This window comes from Ostreiculturibacter nitratireducens (assembly GCF_032670585.1).
Classification (GTDB): domain Bacteria; phylum Pseudomonadota; class Alphaproteobacteria; order Rhodobacterales; family Rhodobacteraceae; genus Ostreiculturibacter; species Ostreiculturibacter nitratireducens.
Map to the genome: position 1 here is coordinate 1,432,515 of NZ_JAVQHL010000001.1, position 26,766 is coordinate 1,459,280.

Annotated in this window: 20 protein-coding genes; 10 read left to right on the forward strand and 10 right to left on the reverse strand. The window is 65.5% G+C overall.

The genetic code is table 11. The annotated features are described in order from the left end of the window. Positions 1-111 precede the first annotated feature (111 nt). Both ABCN56_RS06855 and ABCN56_RS06860 read right to left on the reverse strand, forming a co-directional pair. Positions 112-795: a DnaJ domain-containing protein gene (locus ABCN56_RS06855; protein WP_343080013.1), complete on the reverse strand. Its 684-nt coding sequence runs from the start codon at positions 793-795 to the stop codon at positions 112-114. Positions 796-1,095: 300 nt separating this feature from the next. Next, complete coding sequence (locus ABCN56_RS06860; protein ID WP_343080014.1) at positions 1,096-2,127, reverse strand: hydroxyacid dehydrogenase; 1,032 nt, start codon at positions 2,125-2,127, stop codon at positions 1,096-1,098. Between the two features lie 97 nt (positions 2,128-2,224). Between ABCN56_RS06860 and ABCN56_RS06865 the strand changes: the two genes are divergently transcribed. The 6 genes from ABCN56_RS06865 to ABCN56_RS06890 all read left to right on the forward strand — a co-directional run bounded on the left by ABCN56_RS06865 (position 2,225) and on the right by ABCN56_RS06890 (position 7,689). Beyond that, positions 2,225-3,292, forward strand: coding sequence for a LacI family DNA-binding transcriptional regulator (locus tag ABCN56_RS06865; protein WP_343080015.1), 1,068 nt, complete (start codon positions 2,225-2,227; stop codon positions 3,290-3,292). Between the two features lie 34 nt (positions 3,293-3,326). Then, positions 3,327-4,304 (forward strand): sugar ABC transporter substrate-binding protein, encoded by a 978-nt coding sequence (locus ABCN56_RS06870; RefSeq protein ID WP_343080016.1) that lies wholly within the window; start codon positions 3,327-3,329, stop codon positions 4,302-4,304. A gap of 101 nt (positions 4,305-4,405) precedes the next feature. After that, positions 4,406-5,413 (forward strand): ABC transporter permease, encoded by a 1,008-nt coding sequence (locus ABCN56_RS06875; RefSeq protein ID WP_343080017.1) that lies wholly within the window; start codon positions 4,406-4,408, stop codon positions 5,411-5,413. After that, entirely contained in the window at positions 5,410-6,180 is a 771-nt protein-coding gene (locus ABCN56_RS06880; protein WP_343080018.1) for an ATP-binding cassette domain-containing protein, read from the forward strand. The genes ABCN56_RS06875 and ABCN56_RS06880 overlap by 4 nt, the downstream gene beginning before the upstream one ends. A gap of 5 nt (positions 6,181-6,185) precedes the next feature. Next, positions 6,186-7,040: a sugar phosphate isomerase/epimerase family protein gene (locus ABCN56_RS06885; protein ID WP_343080019.1), complete on the forward strand. Its 855-nt coding sequence runs from the start codon at positions 6,186-6,188 to the stop codon at positions 7,038-7,040. 7 nt (positions 7,041-7,047) lie between these two features. Then, positions 7,048-7,689: a nucleoside/nucleotide kinase family protein gene (locus tag ABCN56_RS06890; RefSeq protein ID WP_343080020.1), complete on the forward strand. Its 642-nt coding sequence runs from the start codon at positions 7,048-7,050 to the stop codon at positions 7,687-7,689. Between the two features lie 42 nt (positions 7,690-7,731). Here ABCN56_RS06890 and ABCN56_RS06895 read toward each other — a convergent pair whose 3' ends face one another. Next, a complete protein-coding gene (locus ABCN56_RS06895) occupies positions 7,732-8,427 on the reverse strand; it encodes a glutathione S-transferase (protein WP_343080021.1) in 696 nt (231 codons plus the stop codon). Between the two features lie 216 nt (positions 8,428-8,643). Here ABCN56_RS06895 and ABCN56_RS06900 point away from each other — a divergent pair, with 216 nt between their 5' ends. Beyond that, on the forward strand, positions 8,644-9,219 hold the full coding sequence (locus tag ABCN56_RS06900) for a hypothetical protein (RefSeq protein WP_343080022.1): 576 nt from the start codon (positions 8,644-8,646) through the stop codon (positions 9,217-9,219). A gap of 476 nt (positions 9,220-9,695) precedes the next feature. On the opposite strand, the gene ABCN56_RS06905 is transcribed toward ABCN56_RS06900, so the two are convergent. From ABCN56_RS06905 to ABCN56_RS06930, 6 genes are all read right to left on the reverse strand, one after another. Further along, positions 9,696-10,493, reverse strand: coding sequence for an FAD binding domain-containing protein (locus ABCN56_RS06905; protein ID WP_343080023.1), 798 nt, complete (start codon positions 10,491-10,493; stop codon positions 9,696-9,698). Positions 10,494-10,506: 13 nt separating this feature from the next. Further along, the gene (locus ABCN56_RS06910; protein ID WP_343080024.1) at positions 10,507-12,867 is read right to left on the reverse strand and encodes a xanthine dehydrogenase family protein molybdopterin-binding subunit; all 2,361 of its coding nucleotides are present in this window, start codon (positions 12,865-12,867) and stop codon (positions 10,507-10,509) included. 24 nt (positions 12,868-12,891) lie between these two features. Further along, positions 12,892-13,362, reverse strand: coding sequence for a (2Fe-2S)-binding protein (locus tag ABCN56_RS06915; RefSeq protein WP_343080025.1), 471 nt, complete (start codon positions 13,360-13,362; stop codon positions 12,892-12,894). 306 nt (positions 13,363-13,668) lie between these two features. Then, positions 13,669-14,874: a vWA domain-containing protein gene (locus tag ABCN56_RS06920; RefSeq protein ID WP_343080026.1), complete on the reverse strand. Its 1,206-nt coding sequence runs from the start codon at positions 14,872-14,874 to the stop codon at positions 13,669-13,671. Then, positions 14,874-15,788 (reverse strand): AAA family ATPase, encoded by a 915-nt coding sequence (locus ABCN56_RS06925; protein ID WP_343080027.1) that lies wholly within the window; start codon positions 15,786-15,788, stop codon positions 14,874-14,876. The genes ABCN56_RS06920 and ABCN56_RS06925 overlap by 1 nt, the downstream gene beginning before the upstream one ends. Positions 15,789-16,025: 237 nt before the next feature. Further along, positions 16,026-18,317 (reverse strand): Orn/Lys/Arg family decarboxylase, encoded by a 2,292-nt coding sequence (locus ABCN56_RS06930; protein ID WP_343080028.1) that lies wholly within the window; start codon positions 18,315-18,317, stop codon positions 16,026-16,028. A gap of 674 nt (positions 18,318-18,991) precedes the next feature. Here ABCN56_RS06930 and ABCN56_RS06935 point away from each other — a divergent pair. From ABCN56_RS06935 to ABCN56_RS06945, 3 genes are all read left to right on the forward strand, one after another. After that, on the forward strand, positions 18,992-23,809 hold the full coding sequence (locus ABCN56_RS06935) for an NAD-glutamate dehydrogenase (protein WP_343080029.1): 4,818 nt from the start codon (positions 18,992-18,994) through the stop codon (positions 23,807-23,809). Positions 23,810-24,061: 252 nt separating this feature from the next. Further along, a complete protein-coding gene (locus ABCN56_RS06940; RefSeq protein WP_343080030.1) occupies positions 24,062-25,015 on the forward strand; it encodes a PfkB family carbohydrate kinase in 954 nt (317 codons plus the stop codon). 6 nt (positions 25,016-25,021) lie between these two features. Continuing rightward, the gene (locus tag ABCN56_RS06945; protein WP_343080031.1) at positions 25,022-25,684 is read left to right on the forward strand and encodes a transaldolase family protein; all 663 of its coding nucleotides are present in this window, start codon (positions 25,022-25,024) and stop codon (positions 25,682-25,684) included. Positions 25,685-25,772: 88 nt separating this feature from the next. Here ABCN56_RS06945 and ABCN56_RS06950 read toward each other — a convergent pair whose 3' ends face one another. Next, a complete protein-coding gene (locus tag ABCN56_RS06950; protein WP_343080032.1) occupies positions 25,773-26,765 on the reverse strand; it encodes an alcohol dehydrogenase catalytic domain-containing protein in 993 nt (330 codons plus the stop codon). Position 26,766 lies beyond the last annotated feature (1 nt).

Below are 26,766 nucleotides of genomic sequence, written 5' to 3' on the forward strand. Positions count from 1 at the left end.
GGTTCACGGAAAAGGAAGGGCCGCGCCACCCTGCGAATGGGGTGGCGCGGCCAATGCCCAGCCGGGCCAATCGAGCGCGGGCCTCAAAGGCACGCGATCGGATCCATCGCCTCAGGCATCGGAGAACCGGATATCCACGATGCGCGCGCCCGGAAAGACGTTCGACAGGACCTCTTCTGGAACCCTGATCTCCCCCGGCCCGCTCTTGAACGACAGGAAGCGGACGATCATCGGTTTGACCTTGCGGATATCCTCGAGCAGCGCCGTCGGAACGGCCACCCGATTGGTGCCCCGCACCAGAGGGGTGCGGACCACGTAGGTCAGATGCCGCCCATGACGCTGGACCGCTTCGGGAACATGATCCGTGCTGGCGCCGGATGAATGCCCGGCGTGGCTGCCCCCGGCATCCAGATCAACGACATGCGCGTTTTCGCCATTCACGAGCGCACAGGCCTGCGCGGCGAGAATTGCCTGGCACTCCGCAGCCTCGCTTGCGGAAAGCGGAACGGTCCGCGTCGTGATCCTGGGCCTCTTCGCGATGCCGCTCCTGGAACTGCGCCCGGAGACCGACGTTTCATCCTCCAGGAAGTTCTCGTCATTGGCGCCGTTTCGCAGGAAATCGTAGGCGGCCTTTGCCCGCGCGAACTCGGCGTGAGTACTGCCGTTTCGGTCTGGATGCGTCTCGAAGGCTATGCGTTTCCAGGCGTCGCGGATTTCGACGTCGTTGGCATATAGGCCAAGGCCCAACGCTTTCAGAGCGACGGACTTTGCCCGGGATTTTTCTATAGGACTCATGAAACTAGAACTCGACAACTGGTTACAGAAACTGGTCACAACACCAAGTATGGGCCATTCAATCAGGCGAAGTCCAGTTTCGCCTTGGAATGTTCAGGCCCGGGAGACATTCCGGCCGAAACGCCACCAACGTTCGCAGAGAGCCAGGGAAAGGGCCCCCGATCGGCGCTGTCGGAGCGTCGCCGTCTGCCTACGGCCGTCTTCAAAGCGCGACTCACCTCGGCAGTGACGGTTGGCTGGTGCGGCCTGCTTGCGACAACCCCGCAGCGCCCTGCAGGTGTGGCGCCAAGGTTGCCGATGTCAGTTCTTGTCCACCGGGCGGGAACGCATCCTTCGGGCCGTCTCCCGTTCCGCGCGCCTGCATCGCATCGGCGGAAGGTCGCGGTCCATCAAGTCCATGTCTTCCAGAACCATGTCGCCCATCTGCTTGAAGGCGACGTCGAGCGCGCCAGCGCGGTGGGCCGACCGGATGAACCCGTCGAGCCCGCGCACAGGATGGTCCAAGGGCAAAGGTTCCTCGGGGTAGACGTCGCTCGCCGCCACGATGTGGCCCGAGGAGACCGCGTCCATCAAGGCGTCGAAATCGACGACGTCGGCACGCGAAAGCAGGATGAAAGCCGCACCCGGCCGCATCCGGGCGAATTCCCCAGCGCCCAGGAACCCGCGGTTCTCAGTCGTGACCGCGGCGACCACGAAGATGAAGTCCGAGCCCGTCAGCACTTCGTCGAGGCTCGCAGGCGTCACGTCGTGGTCCTCCAGGATCGAGGGCGGCAGCCAGGGGTCATACACCCTGACCTTGCAGCGGAACCCGCATAGTACGCGCCTGAGCGCCTTCCCCAGATCGCCGAAGCCGATGATGCCGACATCGGCCCCGGTCAAGAGCCGCGCCCCGAGATTGCCGTCCCCACCCCATTTCTCGCGCCCCGCACGGAAATCGTTGTCCGCCACGATCACCCCTCGCGCTAGGTCGAGCGCCAGCGCCAGCCCCAGTTCGGCGACCGGCACCGCGAATACGGCCCCCGTCGTGATCACGTGGATCCCCCGCCGGAACACCTCTTCGTAGGGCATGTTGTCGAGAAGGTTCGACTCGACGTTCAGCACAGCGCGCAGGCTGGTCATCTTCGCCAGCGTCTCCTCGGAGAGCGGCGGCTGGCCGAGGATATAGCGGGCGCGCCCGAGTGTTGCCGCGTCGAGTTCGGCCACTCCGGCGGCGGAGGTTTCGACCAGCTCGTAGCGGTCGCGCAGTTCCGCCAATTTTCCCGGCGTGAAGATCAGATCCAGCGTGCGCGGCTCCGGCGCGCAGATCACGAGCGGCTTCGACTCGACGGCCATGACAGCTCCTCCCGGAAAGAAAATGAATCGATTTACATGGAGAGTAAACCGATTTATTTCTCGATTCTGCCGGATTCGGCACGCATGGGAGGGGGCCATGCCGGGAGAGGACAAGCAGAGACGCGCCACGATCCACGACGTCGCCCGCGCGGCCGGCGTATCGGCGGCAACCGTCTCGAAGGTCCTGCGCGGTGTGGCGTCGGTCAGATCCGAGAATGCCCAGCGCGTCCGGGAAGCGGTGCGGGAACTGGACTACCGGATGGACCCGCTTGCGGCCGGCCTGCGCCACGAGCAGCGGCGGATCATCGGGGCGGTCGTACCCGATCTCGAAAGCCCGTTCTTCGGCGCGCTGGTCACGGGGCTTGAGCGCGCGGCAGAAGAAGCCGGCTACCACATGATCGTCGCGTCTTCGCGCGAAAGCGAGGAACGGGAGTCTGACCTGGTGGCGCGGATGGCCGATTGGCGCGTGGCAGGCACGATCCTCGTGCCGGTCCGCTCTGAGCGTGGCGAGGGAGCCACGCGGATGCGCGAGCTTGGCATGCAGGCGGTCCTTGTCGATCGGGCTTCTGCCGACGACGATTTCGACACCGTTACGGCCGACAATTCCGAAGCATCAGCCAAGGTCGCCGACCTCTTGATCGGACAGGGGCATCGCCACATTCTCCTGCACGGCGCCACGCGGATATCCAAGGCCGTGCGGACCCGCCTCGACGGCTTCACCGAACGGGCGCAGACGCTCGATCCACAGGTGCGGATCGACACCCTGCTGTCGGATGACGATCCCGAGACCCAGCGCGGCGCCGTCCGCACCTATTTCGACGGGCATACCGGCGCAGAGCGGCCGACAGCGGTCTTTTCGCTGTCACAGCATTCCACGCTTCTGGTGCTGTCTGAGCTGCGCCGGCGCGGACTGCGCATACCGCAGGATGTGGAACTCGTGGGCTTCGATGACGCCGACTGGATGCAGACGACCTGGCCCTCGATCACGGCCGTGGCTCAGCCCGTGGCGGCGATGGCCGAACGCGCGGTGTCGGTCCTGCTTGAGCGCATCGAGGGAGGCAACAAGGGTGCTCCGACAAGCCATCTGGAGCCCTGCACCATGCTCGTCCGCGAGTCGGCCGGGCAAATGAACGACCCGTCGCGTCAGTACGAGCGCGGCGGCTGACATGGACGAAACGGATTCAAGAGGAGGAAGAGTCATGTCCAACCGGAAGACCAGTCTCAAACTTGGCGCCGCAGCGCTATCGGCGCTACTGGCGGCATCGCCGGCGATGGCCGAAGGCGAATACGGCATCCTGATGAAGACCCTCGCCAACCCGTTCTGGGGCGCGATGGGCATGGGTGTCGAGGACGGCGCAAAGTCGGCCGGCGTCGAGTACTACATGCAGGCGGTGGAAAGCGATCAGGCGGCCGAAAGCCAGCTCAACGTCTGCAACACCATGCTCGAGCGGAACCCGGTGGCGATGATCACCGCCGCGATCAACTCGACCAACCTCCTTCCCTGCCTCAAGTCCGCGCAGGACAAGGGCATCAAGGTGGTGGACCTTGACGGCAACCTCGACCCGGCGATCCTCGAGGCTGAAGGCATCGACATCACCTTCTCGATCGGCTCGGACAACGTGCTCGCCGGTGCCCAGGGCGCGGAATACATGGTGAGCCAACTCGGCGCGGACGCGACGGGCCCGGTCCTCGTCATCGAAGGTCTCTCGGGCAACATCACCGGCGAAAAGCGCGCGCGCGGCTTCGCCGAAAAGCTCGCCGAACTGGCGCCCGGGCTCGAAATCGTCGCCTCGCTGCCGGGTGACTGGGACCGCGGCAAGGCCGCCAACATCACCAACGACATCCTGACGCGGAACCCCGATCTCGTCGGGATCTTCGCCGCGAACGATGGCATGGCCCTCGGCGCTGTCGAAAGCGTCTTCGCGGCTGGCAAGGGTGAAGACGTGGTAATCATCGGCGTCGACGGCAACTCCGACGCGGTGAAGTCGATCAACGAAGGCCGCCTGACCGCCTCGGTCGCTCAGCTGCCCTACCTGGTCGGCAAGCAGGCCGTCGAGAACGTGAAGGTCGCCGTCGAAGGCGGCGAGGTTTCGGAGCAGATCATCGTCCCGACGCTGGTCCTGACCAAGGAAGTCATGGACGCGGGCACCGAACCGCTGCTCGAATACGTGAAGTGATCTTCCGATCGGCGGGGCCTCCAGGTCCCGCCGAGCCGCTCCCGGCGGCGATCTGAGCCGCGCGGCGGTTCCGCCGCCGCGCCGCCAATAATGAGGCATAGATGACTTCCACGGATCCACGAACGACAGTGCCGAAGCCTGGCCTCTGGACGCGTATCCAGATGGCATCGATCGAGCAGTTGCACATCCGCCTCGAGAGCCTGATCGTCCTGATCGCGCTCGCGACGCTCATGGCCATTCTCTCGCCATTCTTCCTGTCGGTGAGCAACTTCATGAACATTCTCCTGGCCACCTCCACCATTGGGGTGCTGGCCATCGCCGCGACCTATGTGCTTAGTTCTGGCGGCCTCGACCTCTCGCTCGGCTCCGTTCTTGGCCTCTCCGGCGTGGTCGGCGCCGCCGTGGCGGTGAAGCTCGGGATGCCGACACCGATCGCGGTTCTCGCAACCATCGCTGCCGGCGCGGCGGCCGGATTGATCAATGGCCTCGTGATAACGCGCGCCTTCGTTCCCGCCTTTATCGTGACGCTGGGCATGCTCGGCATCGCCCGGGGCCTCGCGCTGGTCCTGTCCGACGGGCGGGTGATCTACGGTCTGCCGAAAGCGATGGTCTATCTCGGACAGGGCCGGCCGTTTGGCGTGCCGATGCCTGTGATCATCCTCGTGGCGACGGCCTTCGTCATGCACGTGCTGCTGGCCTACACGCGCTACGGACGCCATACCCTGGCGATCGGCGACAATGAGAACGCCGCGCGCACCGCTGGTATCAACGTCGAACGCCACCGGCTTACGCTTTACACGCTGTCCGGCGGACTCGCCGGCCTCGCCGGGCTTCTCTTTGCGACGCGGATCAACTCCGGCGACCCGACGGCCGGGATCACCTACGAACTCACTGCCATCACGGCCGCGATCATCGGCGGCACCAACCTCTTCGGTGGGCGCGGTTCGATCCTCGGCACGATGATCGGGGCGCTCATCATGGGGGTGCTTCAGAACGGCCTGAACCTGCTTGCCGTGCAGAGTTACTACCAGCAGATGGCGATCGGCGCGGTTCTGGTCCTCGCGGTCTTCATCGACCAGTACCAGATCAGGAAGGAGAGCCGGGTATGAGCCTTCTTGACGTAAAGGGCGTCACCAAGAGCTTCGGGCCGGTGCACGTGCTGCACGGCGTGGATTTCAAGGTCGATCGCGGCGAGGTCGTCGGCCTCGTCGGCGACAACGGCGCGGGCAAATCCACGCTGATGAAGATCGTGACGGGCATGTACACGGCCGATGCCGGCACGATCTCGCTCGACGGCGCGCCGATCCTCGACTTCTCTCCGGGCGCCAGGCGCAAGATGGGGATCGAGATGATCTACCAGGACCTCGCGCTCGCCCGGCAGCAGGACGTGGCCGCCAACATCTTCCTTGGGCGCGAACCAACGCGCAGCCTGTTCGGCATGCGGTTCGTCGACCGCGCGACGATGAAGCGCGAGGCGCAGGCGATGATCGACCGGCTCGGGGCGAAGCTGCCCGCCATCAACCGGCCGGTGGGGTCGTTCTCCGGCGGCCAGCAGCAATCGGTCGCGATCGCGCGCGCGCTGACCTTCAACCCGAAGGTCGTGATCATGGACGAACCCACCGCGGCCCTCGCCGTGCGCGAAGTGCAGGGGGTGCTCGACCTCATCCGGCAACTCAAGGCCGAGGGGATCGGCGTGATCCTGATCTCGCACCGTTTGAACGACGTGCTTTCGGTCACCGACAGGATCGTTGTCCTGCGCCACGGCCGCGCGGCCGCAAATCTCAAGACCGCGGACACCAATATGGCGGAGGTCGTTTCCGCCATCGTCGGCGGCGGTGACATCTCCGAGGCCGCGGCCCACGAAGCAAGAGGATAGACCCGATGGCGAAACTTGGCCTTCACACCTTTGCCGCTGCTCCGAAATGGGACGTTGCCACCATGCGGGCGATGCTGCCGAAGCTTGCGACCCACAAGGTGCGGGTGCTCGAGATCCCGCTGCTCGACCCGGCCGAGATAGACGTGGAGGCGACGCGCGGCTTCCTCGAGGAAACCGGGATCGAGGCGGTCTGCTCGCTGGGCCTGCCGCGCGATATCGACGTGATCGCTGACCCGGAGGCCGGGCTGGACTTTCTCAAGCCCGCTTTCGAGGTGGCACGCGGCGTGGGCTCCGCCTCGCTGTCCGGCGTGACCTACGGAACCATCGGCAAGATTTCCGGCGCACCTCGCAAGCAGGCGGAGTTCGACGGCACCGCCCGCTTCATCGAGCGCGCGGCGAAACTCGCGAAGGGCTACGGCCTCGGCCTCGGGATCGAGCCCTGCAACCGCTACGAGACCCACATCATGAACACCGGCGCCGATGGCCGGGCCTATTGCGAGGCAGTTGGCGCCGACAACGTGTTCATCCACATCGACACTTACCACATGAACATCGAGGAAGTGTCCTATGCCCGGGGCTTCCGCGATTGCGGTCCGTTCCTCGGTTACGTCCATCTTTCGGAATCGAACCGCGGCGCCCCGGGGGCGGGCACGATCGGCTGGGCGGAGGTTTTCGAAACTCTTGTCGAGGTTGGCTTCGACGGCATCACCACGCTCGAAAGCATGAACCATGTCCATCCGGCAATCGCCTCCGCCCTGGCGATCTGGCACCCTGTGGCGGCGAACCCCGATGACGTCCTCGACGCGGGCCTGCCATTCATTCATAGGGCCGCCGAGGCCGCTGGTTTCCGTTACGACTGAGGCCGCCATGGAGGACGCAAACGAAACCGTGGTCCGGAGCGCGGCGGAGCTTGCCGAGCGGATAGAGGCGCTTCCCACAACCGGCGAGCGCTGCCTCGCCGCCATCGCCGGCCCGCCCGGCTCGGGCAAGTCGACGCTCGCCGAAGCGGTGGTGGCCGCGCTCGTGGCGCGCGGCAACGACGCGGTGCTGATGCCGATGGACGGCTTCCACCTCGACAACCGGCTTCTGGAGCCGCGCGGCCTCCTTCCCCGGAAGGGCGCGCCGGAGACCTTCGATTTCGGCGGCTTCGCCACCGCCATTCGCCGTGTCCGCGAGGAGGCCTCGGTGATCCTGCCCGTGTTCGACCGCACACGGGAAATCGCCATCGCCGGCGCGGCGGAGATCCGGCCTTCGACCCGGATCGTGGTCGTGGAAGGGAATTACCTCTGCCTCGACGAAGCCCCCTGGCGCGGGCTCGCCGAATACTGGGACTTCTCCGTTTTCCTCGACGTCCCGATGGACGAATTGGAACGACGGCTGATCGACCGCTGGCTCTCGCACGGCTTCGAGCCGGATGCGGCACGGGCGAAGGCGTTGGGCAACGACATCCCCAACGCCAAACGGGTGAAGCGTTCAGTCGGGGCCGTCGACCTGATCCTGTCGCAATAGCGTAACGGGGCGGCCAACCGCCCAGGGTTTCGCATCTGCCACTCAGACCACCGCCCGAAGCGACGCCTCGATCTGGCCGCCACACCAAAGGTCGCCGTATTCGGCATCGCTGCGGGCGGTGAGATCGACCTGCTCTGGCAGCGCGGCGATCCGGTCGGTGAGACCCGCGACGGAGGGCGCCATCGCACCGAGCATTGGGCGAAGAGCGGGCAGCTTCGCCGTCATCGTTCCCCAGAGCGTCGCCGTCACAAGATCGGCGAGGCCAGGCTCCTCGGTGCCCAGCAGATGTCCCGCGCCCTCCGCAAGCCCGTGCCGGCGGCCCGTCGTTTCGAATATCTCCATCCAGCGGGAAAGGCGCGGGCGGAAATCATTCCAGGTCTCCTGCGTCCACATCTGTGCCCCGTTGTGGCGGGTCATTTCATAAAGAACGTCGTTGCTGTCGGCCACGATCTTGTTGGTCAGCGCCTGAAGGCCAGGATCGGCAGGCATCAGCCCGTGTCTGGCGCCGAGATAAGCAAGGATGGCGGGCATCTGGGCCAGAGAGAGCCCGGCGCCATGATCCGTCAGAACGGGTGGCCCCATGTGCGGAACGGGCTGCTCAGCCGTGGCCATCGTTCTGATCTCGTCCGTGGCATCGGGTCCGGCCTCTTCCCAACTGGCATTCACATGGGCAAGGACGGCGCGGATGAACTGCCCGCGAAACGGCAGCGGCCAGTAATAGAGGGTGTAGTCACGCATCAATCTCGCTCCTTTCCGGCACAATTCGGCGATGGCTTTCGTCATCTGCATCAAGCCTGAGGGCGCTCCGCACCAACCTTCGGAACCGTAGCGGCTGAATGCCCCCGCGAGCCAGCCGGTCAACCTTCTGCTGCCCCCCAGTTCGTCGCTTGATCCTTGTCATTGCCCAGGGCCAGCCCGGAGGCCAGCCTGAGCACAATGAGGGAGGGAAGGACGATGTTCGAGAACAAAGCCGATCTTGGCGTGGGAAACCCCGATTCAAACATGCCGAGGCGTGCTTTCCTGCTCGCGGCCCTGACCTTGCCACTCGCGGCATGCGTACAGACGGTTCTGACACCCGAGGTCGCGCAAGACGTGACGATCCGCCGGGTGACCGTCAGAACGGATCAGCTCGGACAAATGTCCGTTCGCGGCCTGCCCATTACTCCGGAAAGGCTGGCCTCCGATCTGCAAACGGCCTTGGAAGGAGAGTTGGGAAAACGCATGAGTTCGTCCGGGAATGCCGATCTGCTGATTTCGATAGATCGGGTTCTCCTCGTATCGCCCGGTCAGTCTTTCATGATTGGCGGGCGCAGCTTCATCGACGCGACCGTCGTCGTTACCCGAGTGTCGGACGGGGCGCGGATCGCCGGCCCCAAGACGTTCTCCGGCCTGCCGGAAGGCGCGCGCCCCGGCGGCATCATTGGGGCCATTGCAGCGCCCGAAGCCTGGGAAGACTACAGAACGACGGTCTCCGGGTTCGCGACGATGCTTGAAAAGGCACTATTCGAGGGCGGCGCGCCGATCTACTGAAGCGACATCCGGTTTACTCGCACCGCGACCGCTGTCCCCGCTCGATGCGAGCGGGCCCGCTCATGGTCGCCGTGGTCGGTCGCCTTTCCCTCCAGCCGTGACTGAAACCTTCGAAACGAAGTGAGCCCCCGCGCGAGCGCCAATTGAAACACGGCGGGCGTAAACCTCTGTCCGTCACCGGGGCACACGGCCTTGACCAACGCTCTTGGAGCAACGCCGCCCCCGCCCCGGCACCCAAGTCACATGCACCCGATAACCAAGGAAAGGACGACGACCATGCTTCCCACTCTCTTTCGCAACCCGCCCCGCCTGAATCCCGATCTGCGCGCCCGCCACGGGGCGGCCGGCAGGATGATCCGCGAGAACATCCACCGCGGCGCTGCGGCCCGGTGAACCCACGACCAATCCCCTGAAATGACGGCAGCCGGCGGATGAACCGCCGGCTGCCTCTTTCCTGAATCGAGGCAGGTGAACCTCTACGCGGCGGACGAAACCGCACGCTTGGCCATCACCTTGATCAGATGCGCCCGGTAAGCCGCATCCCCGTGAATGTCGGACAGAAGGCCATCGGACGAAACCTCCACGCCGTCGACCGCGCCCGGCGAGAAATCCGAGCCCAGCGCCGCTTCCAGGCCCTCGTGACGGAAGACGCCGTCCTCGCCCGCTCCGGTCACCGCGACGCGAACGCCGCTGCCGGTATCGGCGACGAAGACCCCGACCATCGCGTAGCGCGAAGCCGGGTTCGGGAACTTCTCGTATCCCGCCAGCTTCGGCGGCGTGATGCGGACCGCCGTGATGATCTCACCATCCTCGAGAGCCGTGGCGAACATCCCCGCGAAAAAGTCGTCCGCGGCGATTTCGCGCGTGTTCGTCACCACCGTGGCGTTGAGAGCGAGGATCGCGGAGGGATAGTCCGCCGCCGGATCGTTGTTGGCGATCGAACCGCCGATCGTTCCCGCGTGGCGCACCGCCGGATCGCCGATCCCCGCCGCGAGGCAGGACAGTGCTGGAACGTGCTTCAGAACGTCGGCATTTCCCGCCACCTCGGCATGGGTCGTCGCCGCGCCGATGACGATCGCCCCGCCCTCGACCTTCACGCCCACCATGCCGGGGATCTTCCGGATGTCCACGAGGTCCGACGGTGCCGCGAGATGCTGCTTCATCGTCGGCAGAAGCGTCTGACCGCCCGCGAGGATCTTGGCCTCGCCCGCGCCCTTCAGCACCTTCACGGCGTCCTCCAGAGAGGAGGGCCGGTGATAGTTCACGTCATACATCGTCTCTCCTCCCTTATTCCGCCGCCATCGGGGCCTTGGCCGCATTGATGGCCGCCCAGACGCGCGCCGGCGTCGCCGGCATCTGAAGATCGTTGTTGCCGATCGCGTCGGTGATCGCGTTGATCACCGCCGGCGGCGCGCCGATCGCCCCGGCCTCGCCGCAGCCCTTGATGCCCAGGGGGTTGTTCGGGCAGACGGTCGTGTTGTGCTCGATCGTGTAGAACGGCACGTCGTCGGCGCGCGGCATGGCGTAGTCCATGTAGGACCCGGTGATGAGCTGGCCCGCGTCGTCATAGACCACCTGCTCCAGCAGCGCCTGGCCGATGCCCTGGGCGACGCCGCCATGCACCTGTCCCTCGACGATGTTCGGGTTGATGATCGTCCCGAAATCGTCCGCGGCGGTGAACTGCACGACCTTGGTCACGCCCGTTTCCGGATCGACCTCGACCTCGCAGATGTAGGCGCCCGCCGGGAAGGTGAAGTTCACCGGATCGTAAAAGGCGCCTTCCTTCAGACCGGGCTCCATCCCCGGCGGCAAGTTGTGCGCAGTGTAGGCCGAAAGGCCCACCTCGTGCCAAGCCATCTTCTTGTCCGTGCCCGCGACCTTCACCTCTCCGCCCTCGATGACGATGTCGTCCTCGGAGGCTTCTAGCACATGGGCCGCGATCTTCTTCACCTTGGCCTCGACCTTGTCCATCGCCTTGACGATGGCCGACATGCCGACCGCGCCGGAGCGCGAGCCGTAGGTGCCCATGCCGAACTGCACCTTGTCCGTATCGCCATGGACGATCGAGACGTTGTCGATCGGCACGCCGAAACGGTCTGCGACGATCTGGGCGAAAGTCGTCTCGTGGCCCTGACCGTGGCTGTGGGAGCCGGTGAGAATCTCGATCGTGCCCACCGGGTTCACCCGGACTTCGGCCGATTCCCAAAGGCCCACGCCCGCACCGAGGCTGCCCACCGCCGCCGACGGCGCGATGCCGCAGGCCTCGATGTAGCAGGAATAGCCGATCCCGCGGAGCTTGCCCCGCTTCGCGGCTTCCGCCTTGCGTGCCGCGAAGCCCGCAACGTCGGCAGCCTTCAGCGCCTTGTCGAGGTTGCCCGGGAAGTCGCCCGCGTCATAGGTCATGATGACGGGCGTCTCGTGCGGGAAGGACTGGATGAAGTTCCGCCGGCGCAACTCGCCCGGGTCCATGCCCATCTCGCGCGCCGCGGTTTCCATCATGCGCTCGATCAGGAAGCAGGCTTCCGGCCGCCCCGCGCCGCGGTAGGCGTCGACCGGCACGGTGTTCGTGTAGACCGCGCGGACGTTGCAGTAGACGTTCTTGATGTCGTACTGGCCCGACAGCAGCGTCGCATAGAGATAGGTCGGCACCGCCGAGGAAAAGAGCGACATGTAGGCGCCGAAGTTCGCGATCGTGTCGATCTTGAAGCCGGTTATCTTGCCGTCCGCGTCGAAGCCCATCTTCGCCGTGGTGATGTGGTCGCGGCCATGAGCGTCGGTCTTGAACGCCTCCGACCGGTCAGCCGTCCACTTGACCGAGCGTTTGGTCTTCATCGACGCCCAGAGGCAGGTGATTTCCTCGGGGTAGATGTAGATCTTGGACCCGAAGCCGCCGCCGACGTCCGGGGCGATCACGCGCAGCTTGTGCTCTGGCGCGACCTGGTAGAAGGCCGACAGAACAAGACGCGCGACATGCGGGTTCTGGCTCGTGGTGTAGAGCGTGTAGTGATCCTCGGCCTCGTCGTAGGTCGCCACGGCAGAGCGCGGCTCCATAGGGTTGGGGCTGAGGCGGTTGTTGAGAACGCGCATCTCGGTCACGTGCGCCGCGCCGGCGATGCCCGCATCCGTCGCCGCCTCGTCACCCAGACCCCAGTCGTAGATCAGGTTCCCCGGGGCATTGTCGTGGACCTGCGGCGCGCCAGGTTCGAGGGCCTTGTCGGCCTGCGCGACCGCCGGAAGCTCCTCGTAGTCCACCTCGACCTTTTCAGCCGCGATCCGAGCGACCGCCTGGCTTTCCGCGATGACGACCGCGACCGCATCACCCACGTAGCGAACGCGGTCGGTGGCGAGCGCCGACCACGGGCCCATGTTCATCGGGCTGCCGTCCTTCGAGCTGATCGCCCAGCCGCAGATCAGGTTGCCGATGCCGTCGCCGGTCAGTTGCTGGCCGTTCAGGACGGCGATCACGCCCTCCATCGCCTCGGCCGCGGAGGCGTCGATGCCCTTCACTCTCGCATGGGCATGGGGGCTGCGGACGAAGGCCGCGTATGCCTGGTTCTCCATCCGGATGTCGTCGGTATACTTGCCCTTGCCGGTGATGAACCGCTTGTCTTCCTTGCGCTTGACGCGCGCGCCAATTCCGTCGCTCATTTCAATTCCCTCCCTGCGGCCCGCTCACATCTCGCCGGCGGCCTGCTGAATCGATTTCACGATGTTGTGGTAGCCGGTGCACCGGCAGATGTTGCCCTCGAGTTCGTGGCGGATCGCCGCCTCCGTCAACTCGCGGCCCTCGGCCTTGTACCGGTTCACCATGTCGACCCCGGACATGATCATGCCGGGCGTGCAGAAGCCGCACTGAAGGCCGTGGTTGTCGTTGAAGGCCTTCTGCATCGGGTGCAGGTCGCCATTGGCGAGACCTTCGATCGTCGTCACGGCGCTGCCGTCGACCGCCGCCGCCAGCATCGTGCAGGACTTCACGGCCTTCCCGTCGACGTGCACCACGCAGGCGCCGCACTGGGACGTATCGCACCCGATATGGGTCCCCGTGAGCCTCAGATGCTCGCGCAAGAACTCCGACAGCAGGGTGTTGTCCGGAACGGAGCGTTTCACCGCCTTGCCGTTAACGGTCATTGAGATTTCGGCCATGTCTTTCCTCCCTTTGTTTCCGGATCCCGGACCCGGAAGATTGTTCGATGCCGAAGGTCAGGCCCCGCCCGCCGGCACCTTTTCAACTGGCTGGTAATGAAAGCTCTCGACGGGTTGCCGTCGCCTGGGGCGCGCTTGCCGCACCCTTCCGCCGGCTGCGCGCGCCGATCCCCGCGCGAACCCGCCCCTGCCCGGGACCGCGGCGTGGCATTCGCGGTTCAGGTCCATAGCAAGGCACGGAAATAGTTCGCGGTCATGGCGACAGATTATCCGGCGCCCGCATCAAAGCAACCGTTTTGAGAGCAATCACTTGACCGCTTTTGCCAGCACCGCCGAAAGCGCCTCGAGGCTGTCGAGGGAATGGCAGGCGTGGAAGCTGTCCACGTGGGGCAGGATCGCCCGGATCCCGGCTGCCTTCGGTTCGAACCCGTCCCAACGCAGGAGCGGGTTGAGCCAGATGAGCTGCCTGCAGGAAAGCCTGAGCCTCTCGATTTCCGCTTCGAGCACCGAGGTATCCCCCCGCTCCAGCCCGTCGGAAATCAGGAGGACCACGGCGCCCTGGCCCAGGACGCGGCGCGACCAGTCCACGTTGAAGCGCCGAAGCGCCTCGCCGATCCGCGTGCCGCCTTCCCAGTCCACCGCGTCCCGCCCCGCGGCCGCGAGCGCGAGGTCGGGATCCTTCTGCGCGAGGGCGCGCGTGACGTTCGTCAGCCGCGTGCCGAAGGTGAAGACACTGACCTTGCCCCAGCGCCTCTCCGGCGCCCAGGTCACTGCGTGCAGGAAATGCATCAGCATCCGCGAGTAGACCGACATCGAACCCGAGATGTCGCAAAGCGCGACGAGGTCCGGCGGACGCTCGCGGCGTCTGCGCATCAGCACCTTTTCGATCTCTCCGCCCTTTCTCAGGGACCGGCGCAGGGTTGCGCGAATGTCGGGCCTGCGGCCATGCGGCGACGCGATGCTTCGGCGCGTCCGAACGGGCTTCACCGGCAGTCGCAGCGCCCGGACGGCGCGCGAGGCTTCGGCGATCTCCGCAGTGCTCATCTGCTCGAAGTCCATCGACCTGAGACGTTCCGAGGCCGACATGCTGATCCGTGCGTCCATCTGGAGCTCTTCGCGCACCGGAGTTCCGTCGGGCGGTTCTGGCGCCTCGGTCAGGGCCTCGGCCGCGCGCCGCTCAGCCGCCTTCTTCTTGCGCTGCTCATCGGGGTCCTTGCGCAGCGTCGGCGACATCAGGTGGATCATCTGCTCGATAAACTCCGGGTCGCGCCAGAACATCGCGAAGCACTGGTCGAAGATCTCGAGATGCTCGGCCCGGTGTATGAGCGTCGAGCGGAGGACGTGATAGAAATCCGTCTTGTGGCTGAAACCCGCCGCCGCGACGGCCTCGACCGCGCTCTGCACCTGCGCCGGACCGACCCGAACACCCGCCTTCCGGAGCGCGCGCGCGAAGTGAACGATGTTTTCGGCCAGGCGGCCATCGGTCTCCGGCAGAGGCCGCTGCGCCCCCATCAGCCCGCACGGCCGAGCTTGGCCCGCGCCTCGTTCAGGATGCGCGTCGCCTCCGCCCCGGCGATCTTCGCGATGTCGTCCTGGTATTTGAGGACGGCGCCAAGCGTGTCCGAAATGACCTCGGGCGAGAGTTCCACGGTGTCGAGCGCTATCAGGCAGCGCGCCCAGTCGATCGATTCCGCCACGCCCGGCGTCTTGAACAGATCCTCGCCGCGCAGCGACTGCACGAAGGCCACGACCTCGGACGACAGCTTCTCGGTCACGCCGGGAACGCGGGCGCGGATGATCTCCATCTCGCGCTCGAAGCTCGGGAAATCGACCCAGTGGTAGAGGCAACGGCGTTTGAGCGCGTCATGGACCTCGCGCGTGCGGTTGGAGGTGAGAATGACGATCGGCGGCTCTTCGGCCTTGATCGTGCCGATCTCTGGGATCGTCACCTGGTAGTCTGAGAGCGCTTCGAGGAGGAACGCCTCGAAGGGCTCGTCGGTGCGATCGACCTCGTCGATGAGGAGGACCGGCGGGCCTTCCGGGTGCGGCTCCATGGCGTCCAGAAGCGGCCGCCGGATCAGGTAGTTTCCCGAGAACAACTCCTCCTGGAGCATCTCCCGGTCGGCCGTGCCCGTCGCTTCCGCGGATCGGATAGCGATCATCTGCGCCGAGAAGTTCCACTCGTAGATCGCCGAGGCCGCGTCCAGCCCTTCGTAGCACTGAAGCCGGATCAGCCTCCGCCCCAGCGCCGCGGCAATGGCCTTGGCGATCTCCGTCTTCCCGACGCCGGCCTCGCCTTCGAGGAACAAGGGCTTGCCCAGCTTCAGCGCCAGGAACGCCACCGTGCCGAGCGGACGGCTGCACACGTAATTCTGAGCATTGAGAAGCGCAATCGTCGCGTCGATGGACTGTGGAGTCTCCGCCAAGTCCTCTCCTCCCTCACATACACCAGAAATTCATAGGCGGCGCGGGATTGGATGTCCATGCGCACCGCCCGATCCGCATCCACGCGCACAGCGTCCTGCCCGAAAGGCACCTCGCCCTGCCGAGGCCTTGTGACAGTTTTCAAGGTGCCCCTGGCGCCCCCTGCCCTGATCCTCCCTCTTCCCGCAGCTATCGGCGAACCGCTTCATCGGGGGAGGATCAGGTTTCAGGCCCTCAACTCACTTGGCCACGCAGTCGGCGAAGTAGTGGACGGAACCGTCGGGGCCGACCTCCTGCACCAGGCCGTGGATATCGGTTTCGAAGCCCGGGCATTCGCGCGCGAACTCGCGGTTGAACTTGAGGTATTCCACGATCTTCCTGTTGAACACCTCGCCGGGGATCAGCAGCGGAATGCCCGGAGGGTACGGCGTCACGAGGCTCGTGGTCACGCGGCCCTCGAGCTCGTCGATCGGCACGCGCTCGGTGGTCCGGCGGGCGATGTGCGAAAACGCCTCGCTCGGTTTCATGGCCGGCGTGAGATCGCTCAGGTACATGTCGGTCGAGAGGATCGCGACGTCATACTTGGCATAGAGCGAGTGCACGTGCTGGCACAGGTCGCGCAGGCCCATCTGCTCGTAGCGCGGCTGCTTGGCGCAGAACTCGGGCATGGCGCGCCACATCGGCTGGTTCCTGGCGTAGTCGTCCTTGAATTGCTGCAGCGCGGTCAGAAGCGTGTTCCAGCGGCCCTTCGTGATGCCGATGGTGAACATGATGAAGAAGCTGTAGAGGCCCGTCTTCTCCACCACGACCCCGTGTTCGGCCAGGTACTTGGTCACGATCGAGGCGGGAATGCCCGTCTGTTCAAATCGGCCGTCCAGGTTCAGCCCGGGCGTGATGATCGTGGCCTTGATCGGGTCGAGCATGTTGAAGCCCGGCGCCATGTCGCCGAAGCCATGCCAGGAATCCAGGCCATCCGCTTTCTGCACGCCGTCCGCGTCCGTCCGACGCAGCACCCAGTCCCTGGTGCGGCCGATGCCTTCGTCCACGAGTTCATCCGGCCCCCAGACCTGGAACCACCAGTCGTCCTCGCCGAACTCCTCGTCGACCTTGCGCATCGCGCGGCGGAAATCGAGCGCTTCGGCAATGCTTTCCTCCACCAGCGCCGTGCCGCCCGGAGGCTCCATCATCGCGGCCGCCACGTCGCAGCTGGCGATGATGCTGTACTGCGGGCTGGTCGAGGTGTGCATCAGGTACGCCTCGTTGAAGAGGTGCCGGTCGAGCTTCGTGTCCTGGCTGTCCTGCACCAGCACGTGGCTCGCCTGGCTGATGCCGGCCAGGAGCTTGTGGATCGATTGCGTGGCGTAGGTGACCGAGTGCTTCGTGCGCCCGCGTTTCCGGCCCATGGAATGGTAGGTGCCGTAGAACGGGTGGAAGGCGGCATGGGGCAGCCAGGCCTCGTCGAAGTGCAGGTTCTCCACATAGCCGTCGAGCATGCCCTTGATGGTTTCGGTATTGTAGAGCACGCCATCGTAAGTGGACTGCGTCAGCGTCATGATGCGCGGCCTGACCGTTTCGGCATCGACGTCGGCGAGCAGCGGATTGGCGCGGATCTTGGCCTTGATCGTCTCGACCTCGAACTCGCTGTGCGGGATCGGGCCGATGATGCCGTAGTGGTTCCGGGTGGGCTTCAGGAAGACAGGAACCGCCCCGGTCATGATGATCGAGTGCAGGATCGACTTGTGGCAGTTGCGGTCCACCACCACGACGTCGCCCGGCGCCACCGTGTGGTGCCAGACCATCTTGTTGGAGGTCGAGGTCCCGTTCGTGACGAAGAAGCAGTGGTCTGCATTGAAGATTCGCGCCGCGTTGCGTTCCGAGGCACCGATGGCGCCATTGTGGTCGAGAAGCTGGCCCAGTTCCTCCACCGCGTTGCACACGTCGGCGCGCAGCATGTTCTCGCCGTAGAACTGGTGGTACATCTGCCCGATCGGGCTTTTCAGGAAGGCCACGCCGCCCGAGTGTCCCGGGCAATGCCACGAGTAGGATCCGTCCTCTGCGTAGTCGAGCAGCGCCCTGAAGAACGGCGGCTGGATGCCTTCGAGATAGCCCTTGGCCTCGCGGATGATGTGACGCGCCACGAATTCCGGCGTGTCCTCGAACATGTGGATGAACCCGTGCAGCTCGCGCAGGATGTCGTTGGGCAGGTGCCGGCTGGTCTTGGTCTCGCTGTAGACGTAGATCGGCACGTCGGCATTCTTCCAGCGCACCTCCTCGATGAAGGCACGCAGCTTCCTCACGGCCGGATCGATGTCCGGCCCGGGGCCGAATTCCTCGTCGTCGATCGACAGAACGAAGGCGCTTGCCCGCGATTGCTGCTGGGCGAACTGGGACAGGTCGCCGTAACTCGTGACCCCCAGGACTTCGAAACCTTCGCTCTCGATGGCCTGCGCCATCGCGCGAATTCCAAGGCCCGAGGAATTCTCGGAGCGGAAGTCCTCGTCAATGATGACGATGGGAAAGCGGAACTTCATGGAACTTTCCTTCCGGGAGAACAACAGACGGGGACCGCACGGCGTGCCAGAACAGACCCATCCCCCTGCTCAGCCCATTTTGGTTTGGGGTCAGTCCACGTTTCTTCCGGGGGATTTGGCTACAGTCAAGGGCTGCTGAACGAACATTTGCGGATCTCACCCGATAGAAGCCCTGACGGCATATATCCGCCGCCGGACCTGAAACCGGCGATGCCGTTTCATGGGCGCCGGGAACTGCCACTCGGCAGGTGAAGGCCGAGATTCGAGGCGAATCCCTGAACCTTTGCCGATCTCTGCGGTGGTTTCCTCAGACCAGTGCGAACCAATCCCTGTCCAGACAGCGACGCGGTGCCGAGGCCGCTGCGGGAGGTGTGTCATGGTGACCTCGCTGGCGCCGACGGCCCATCTCGCGGCCTTCTCCGACCGGGCGCTGTGTTTCGGTCGGACGTTCGTTCCGGCGGGTGGCATCCCTGCCTCCTGCGCGGGCTGGATTTGCAGACAAGCAGGGCGGCCTCACCCGCCAGTTGGCGCGCGCTTCTCCCGACGTCAGATTTCGAATGCGCCGGAACAAGTTGTCGCCCCTGTCGGATTCCTGCTTTGCCCCTGTTGATTTCGGCTCCGCCATGCTCTGCAATGGCGTTGACCGAGAGCTGCGGAAGACAAGGAGTCTGGCCATGACGCACGATCTCAAGGACCGACTTCGCACCAAGCTTGACGAGGTGAAGGCTCTGAGCGTGGAGCGGCTCGGCAGGGCAGAGGCCGAAGCCTTTGGCGAAGTTCTGGACCGATTCTACTCGCACGCGATCTACGACGATATTGCCGACGAGCCGGCCAACGCGATCTACGGCGCCGCGTTGGCGCTCTGGAAGCTCGGCGCGAAACGAATGCCCGGACGGCCGAAGATTCGCGTCTACAACCCGCGAATGGAAGAGCATGGCTGGGAGAGCGGCCACACCGTCATCGAGGTCATAAACGACGACATGCCGTTCCTCGTGGATTCGCTCACGGTCCTCTTCAACGATCGCGGGCTGGGCGTCCACCGCCTGCTTCATCCCGTCGTCACCGTCGACCGCGACGCGAAGGGCGAGCGTGGAGGCCTGTGTGCCCCCGACGCCAAGGGCGCGGTGCGAGAATCACTCATCCAGGCGCAGATCGACGAGTTTGGCGACGCCGACGCGCTGGCCGAGCTCGAGACGGCGGTTGAGGCGGTGTTGAACGACGTGCGCCTCGCCGTTTCGGATTGGCGGCCCATGCTGCACAAGCTCGAAGAGGTGACGGAAGCGGTCCGCGCTGCCGCACCGAAGGGCGACGAGGCCTTCGCCGAGGCGGCAGAGTTCCTCGACTGGCTCGCCGACAACCACTTCACCTTCCTCGGCTACCGCGAATACAAGGTCGGGGCCAAGGGCGCCGAGGTGGTGCCCGAGGCCGGGCTCGGCCTGATGCGGGATCTCGACTTCACGGTCCTCCGCGACAACAAGGGCGACTTCGCCGACTGGACGCCCGAGATGGACGCCTTCGTCGCCGACCGCTCTCCGCTCATCATCCTGAAGGCCAACCGCAAATCGACCGTCCACCGCTCGACCCAGCTCGATTTCATCGGCGTCAAGACATACGACGCGAAGGGCAAGGCGGTCGGACAGCACACGTTCGTCGGCCTTTTCACCTCGGCCGCGTACAACCGCAGACCTGCATCGATCCCGTTGCTGCGCGGCAAGGTCCGTCGCACGATCGAGCGCGCCGGCTTCGCGCCCGTGAGCCATGACGCCAAGGCGCTGACCAACGTTCTCGAGACCTATCCGCGCGACGAGCTTTTCCAGTGCACGGACGACCAGCTCTTCGAGAACTCCGTGGGCGTCCTCCAGCTCGCCACGCGCCCGCGGACCCGCCTCTTCATCCGACCCGACCGGTTCGGGCGGTTCAAGTCCTGCCTCGTCTTTGTCCCGCGCGAGCGCTACACGACCGAACTGCGCGTCCGCATCGGCGAGATCCTTGCCGATTCCCTCTCCGGCCGCGTCGCAGCATGGACGCCCTCCTTCGGCGACGAGGCACTGGCGCGCGTCCATTTCGTCATCGCCACGACGATGGGCGACCTGACACAGCCCGATGTGCGCGAGATCGAGAACCGCATCCTCTCTGCCGTCCGCAGCTGGTCCGACATCCTTCGCGAAGCGCTGGTCGATCGCCTCGGCGAGCATAAGGGCCACCTCCTCCACGCCCGCTACGGGGACGGTTTCGGCGCCGCCTATCGCGAGGCATTCCCGGTCGCCGCCGCGGTCGCCGACGTCGAACAGATGGAGCTGTTGAGCAAGTCTCGTCCGTTGGGCCTCAAGTTCTACCGCCGTCTCGAGGATTCCGACGACGCCGTGCGCTTCAAGCTCTACCGTCTCGGCGGGCCGGCGCCGCTCTCGGATTGTCTTCCGGTGCTCGAGAACATGGGCCTTCGCATCCTTGAGGAACGGCCCTACGAGGTCGCGCGCGGCGACGAAGAGGTCTGGGTGCAGGACTTCTTCATGACGTCCGCCGCAGGAGGCGACATAGATCTGGGCGCGCTCCGCGAGAAGCTCGAAGAAGGCTTCACCGCGGTCTGGGGCGGCGAGGTGGACGACGATCCGCTGAACCGTCTTGTCCTGGTGGCCGGTCTGTCGATCCGCGACACAGCGCTGCTCCGCGCCTACAGCCGGTATCTTCGCCAGGCGCGCATCCCCTATTCCATCGACTACATGGAGGACGCGCTGGCCGATAATCCGAAAGTCGCGGAGGCGCTGGTCGCGCTGTTCGACGCGATGTTCGCGCCCGGCCTTCTGCCCGACGACAAGGCCCGCGAGAAGGAGGTGAAGCGCATCGAGGCCGGGATCGACGCCCTGCTCGAGAGCGTCACCAGCCTCGACGTCGACCGCATCCTCCGGCGCTTCCACAACGCCATCCGATCGACGCTCCGGACCAACTACTACCAGCCCGACGCGGAAGGGCGGCCCAAGGCTTACGTCTCCATGAAATTCGACTGCGAGAAGCTCGACGAGCTGCCGCTGCCGCGGCCCTGGCGCGAGATCTTCGTCTACGCGACATGGGTCGAGGGCGTGCACCTCCGGGGCGGGCCGGTGGCGCGCGGCGGCCTTCGCTGGTCCGATCGCAAGGAGGACTACCGCACCGAGGTCCTCGGCCTCGTCAAGGCGCAGCAGGTCAAGAACGCGGTCATCGTGCCAGTCGGCTCCAAAGGCGGCTTCCTGCCGAAGTCGCTTCCCGCCGACGGGACGCGCGAGGAGGTCCAAGCCGAGGCGATCCGCTGCTACAAGACCTTCCTGTCGGGCCTGCTCGACATCACCGACAACCTCGACGGGACCGCGGTCGTTCCGCCGGACGGCGTGGTGCGGGGCGACGGCGACGATCCCTATCTGGTCGTCGCCGCCGACAAGGGCACCGCGACCTTCTCCGACATCGCCAATGGAGTCGCCGCCGATTACGGCTTCTGGCTCGACGACGCCTTCGCCTCGGGCGGCAGCCAGGGCTATGACCACAAGGGCATGGGCATCACCGCAAAGGGCGCCTGGGAGGCGGTGAAGCGCCATTTCCGCGAGCTCGGCCACGACATCCAGTCCGAGCCGTTCACGGTCATCGGCGTCGGCGACATGTCGGGCGACGTCTTCGGCAACGGCATGATGCTGTCGGACCAGATCCGGCTGGTCGCCGCCTTCGACCACCGCGACATCTTCATCGACCCCGATCCCGACAGCGCCAAGGGCGACAAGGAACGCCGACGCCTCTTCGCCTTGCCGCGGTCGAGCTGGCAGGACTACGACAGGAAGCTGATTTCGAAGGGCGGCGGCGTCTTCTCGCGCGCGGCCAAGTCGATCGAACTCACACCGGAGATCCAGAAGCTGACCGGGCTCAAGGCGAAATCGGTTGCGCCCTTCGAGCTGATCCGGGCGCTCCTGAAGGTGCCGTCGGATCTCCTCTGGTTCGGCGGCATCGGCACCTACATCAAGGCGGTCGAAGAAAGCCATGCCGATGTCGGCGACCGCGCCAACGACGCGATCCGCGTGGACGCCCGCGAGGTCGGCGCGCGGGTGGTGGGCGAGGGCGCCAATCTCGGCGTCACCCAGCGCGGGCGCATCGCGCTGGCCATGCGCGGAGTGAAGATCAACACCGACGCGGTCGACAATTCCGCAGGCGTCGACTGTTCGGACCACGAGGTCAACATCAAGATCGCCCTCGGTGCCGTGGTTGGGGCCGAGGACATGACGGTTAAGCAGCGCAACAAGCTGCTTGCCGACATGACGGACGAAGTGGCGAAGCTGGTTCTGCGCAACAACTACGATCAGACCCTCGCCGTCTCCATGGTCGAGGCACGTGCGCCAGAGCTGCTTGATGATCATGTCCGCTTCATGCAGGCCCTCGAGGCGAAGCGGACACTCGATCGCGAGGTGGAACTCCTGCCCTCAGACGAGGCGCTCGCGGAGCGCGCGGCTGCGGGGAAGGGCCTGACCAGGCCGGAGATCGCAGTGCTTGTTGCCTACGCCAAGAACGAGATCGCGGCGGATCTCGTCCATTCCACCGTTCCGGACGATCCCTACATGGAACGGTTCCTGATCGATTACATGCCGGCCCCGCTGCGAGTTAAGTACAAGAAGGCCGTGCTCGAGCATCGCCTCAAGCGCGAGATAATCGCCACGATCATCTCGAACGCGCTTGTGAACGAGACGGGCCCGACGCTTGTGAACCGGCTCAGGGAAGAGACAGGCGCGACCCCCTCCGAGGTCGCCCGCGTCTTCGTCATCGCCCGCGAGGTGTTCGGGGCCCCGGCACTTAGCGCCGAGATAAACGCCCTCGACAACAAGGTCGCGGCCTCGGCGCAGATCGCCATGCATCTCGCCGTCTCCGACATGGTCGCTTCCCAGTCGCAGTTCCTCCTGACCACGGAGCCGACGGGCGGCATAACCGAGGTAATCGGGCGCTATGCCGATGGGGTCACCGCCATTGCCCGCGACGTCGACAAACTGCTCTCGCCCTATCTCAAGACGCGGCTGGGAAAGCGCGCGGCGGATCTCGTCGCGGCGCGCGTGCCGAAGGCCTTGGCCGAGCGGGTCGGAGCGCTCGAACTCCTCAGCGGCGCGCTCGACATCGTCGGCGCCGCGGCGGAGCTGAAGAAGCCCGTTGCCGACGTCGCCGCGACGTATTTCGCCGCCGGCGCCCGCTTCACTCTCGACTGGCTGCGTGCCGATGCGCGCGAGGTCGTCCCGGCCGATCACTGGGAGCGGATCGCGCTCGGTCGACTCATCAGCGACCTCCGCAGCCAGCAATCGGCGATCGCCGCCGCCGCGCTGAGGCTTGGCGGCAACGCGGGCAGTGAATGCGTGGAGGCTTGGGCGTCGGAGAACCCCGAAGTCGTCATGCGAGCGGACCGCCTCGCGCGGGAGCTTCGCGACAGCGGGCCGCTCACTGTCGCCAAGCTCGCCGTCGCAAGTTCGCAGCTCCGAAGCGTCAGCCGCGTCTGAACACGCGCGAGGTGGCTGCCAGACCGATTGGAACCAGTCCCGGTTGGGACAGCGACACTGTCCCTCGGGCCGCGCAGAGATGATGCCACCTGGCAAGGGCGGCGGCACGGTTCGGCTTGACGAGCTCGGCTCAACCGAGTGGCCTCGCCAATGGAAACCAGATCGTGCCCCCATCCGTGACGCGTCCAGCCTTCAGAGTTCGGAAACCCCAATGTTTTTGACAAACCTGAGCTGGTGCGTCCAAAAGAGCCCATGGCCGAGAGACCCTTGATCGCCGTCGGTGGCGAAAATCTTGTGGACTACGTGAACCGCGACGGGATCGCCACGGCGTTTCCCGGTGGATCGCCCTTCAACGTGGCGATGGCGCTTGGACGGCTCGGGGCGAATGTCCAATACATCTCGCCGATCTCGAGCGACCGGTGGGGTGACATGCTGGCCAGGGCATTGACCGAATCGAGCGTGATCCTTGCCGGCGGGCGGCGACCGGAGCCCACAACGATGGCACGGGTGACGGTGACCGCCGGCATCCCCTCCTACAATTTCGAACGCAAGGGCACGGCAGAGCGGATGGTCACCGAGGCTTCGCTCCGCGCCGCACTGTCGGATGCGGCGCAGGCGATCCACACAGGGTCTCTGACCCTCACCGACGGGGCCGATGCCGAGGCTTGGGAAACGTTCTGTGCCGCATGCTTCGATCGGGGAATGGTCGTCTCGCTCGATCCGAATGTACGGCTGTCGGTCATCTCCGATATCGAGGGCTACCGCGCGCGCATCCTGCGCATGTGCAGGCGGACGCACCTCCTGAAACTCAGCGACGAGGATCTGACGGGCCTGTTCCCCGATCTTGCGCAGGCCGCAGCTATCGCCTTGCTGCGCAATGTCACGACGGCCCCAGTCATCGTTCTCACCAGGGGCGAAAACGGCGTGAGCGCCTGGCTGGACGATGTCCGGATTGACCTGCCTGCGGCGAAGGTGACCGAGCTTGCCGATACCGTCGGCGCAGGCGACACCTTCACGGCGACCCTGCTCGCGGGACTGGCGGAACTCGGCGCCCTTTCCCCGACCGGCCTCGAGACCCTGACCCCCGACGCACTGACCGCGCTCCTTCGTCGAGCCAACATCGCCGCGGCATTCAATTGCACGCGCGAGGGCTGTAATCCGCCAACGCGAGACGAACTCGAAGCGGCCCTTCACCAGGAGGCGTGAGCTGACATGGAACTTTTTCTCGACTCCGCGGATGTCCCCGCCTGGGAAGAGCTGATGCCCACCAGGCTCTTCACCGGCATTACCACGAACCCGCTCCTCGCAGCGCGGGCCGGGCTTGCCTACCCGAGGATCGACTGGCGCGCGCTGGCCGGGCGCGCCGCCGAACTCGGGGCGAAGGAACTTCACGGCCAGGTCTTCGGGCCCGTCGAGGGGTACGCGGACTGGGCCGGGGCGCTTTACGAGGAGGGTCGCAAGGCCGGCCTGCGGACCGTGGTCAAGGTGCCCCTCACCGAAGAGGGCATCCGCGCCATGCCGGCCATCAAGGCACTGGGCGGACCGGTCCTGATGACGGCGGCCTACGATGCGAAGCAGATGTTCGTCGCGACCGCCCTCGGGGCCGACTACATCGCCCCCTATTTCGGGCGGATGCTGGAAAAGGGCCTGCCTGCCTTCGAAGCCATGGACCAGATGCTCGCGATCGGCCGGGCATCCCGAAGCCAGACGAAGATCCTCGTGGCATCGATCCGGGAGACCGGCCAGATGGCGCAGCTCGCGAAACGGGGCCTCGACTGCTTCACCATCGCGCCTAACATCGCCCGTGATCTCCTCAACGACGCCAACACGATTGCCGCGGCCAGGGATTTCGAAGCCGCGGCAATGTCCTCCTGACGGGCCTGCGAAACGACGGCCCGGGAACGCACCTTCATCAAGATCCGCGCCGGTGCGCCTTCTCCGGTAACATGACCGCTTTCGAGGGTCAGAGGACCATCTGGACCTTCATGCTTCCCTTGACCTTTTGTCCCGCCATGACGTCGGCAATCCCATCGAACGACAGACGATGCGTCACGACATCTTCGATGGACGGGCCGATCGCCTCGATGACCGCAAGGGCATCGGGGATGTTGTGGTTCAGCGAATGCGTGCCGAAGAGCGAAAGCTGGCGGCGGAACACCTCGAAGGGGGAGATCTCGATACGGGCGTCAGCAGGGCAGACCCCGAAGTAGAGCGCGGCGCCGCCGTTGGCGATGCAGTCGATGAGCGAGGCCGCGACGGCGGGCACGCCTGCCGCGTCGACCGCCAGGTCACACCCACGGCGCAACTCCTTCAGCGCGCCTGATCCGGCCTTCATGGCCTCGAGGCCGTTCCGCTTCGCCATCCGAAGCCGGTCGTCATCGAAATCGACCATGATCACCTCGGGCGTCCCGCGGGACTTGAGAGCCAGTCCCATGAGGAGCCCCATCGGGCCGGTTCCGAATATCGCCGCGCGTTCGATCAAGCGGCCCTCAAGCGGTGAAAGTCCGTTCAGCACGCAGCCCATCGGCTCGGCCAGCGCGGCCATCGTGAAACTCATGTCCGCGATCTGATGAACCGCGTCCGCCCGCACCGCGCTCTGCTCGGCGAAGCCCCCATTCACCGTGACACCGTAGGCGCCGAGGTTCTCGCACAGATGCGCCCACCCCCGCCGGCACGCCCGGCATTTGCCGCATTCGAGGTTCGGGTCGACGACCACCCTGTCGCCGACCTTGAGCCGCGTCACCTCCGGCCCGATCTCGATGATCTCGCCCGCGTATTCATGCCCCGGCACGATGGGAAAGGCAGAAGCCCCGTAGTTGCCGCGCATCACCTCGATGTCGGTGTGACAGATCCCGCTGGCGCGCACCGCGATGACCACCTCGCCGGGGCCCACGACCGGATCCGGCATACTGCCCACCGCGACCTTGTCCTTTTCCGGGAAATTCAGCGCTTTCATG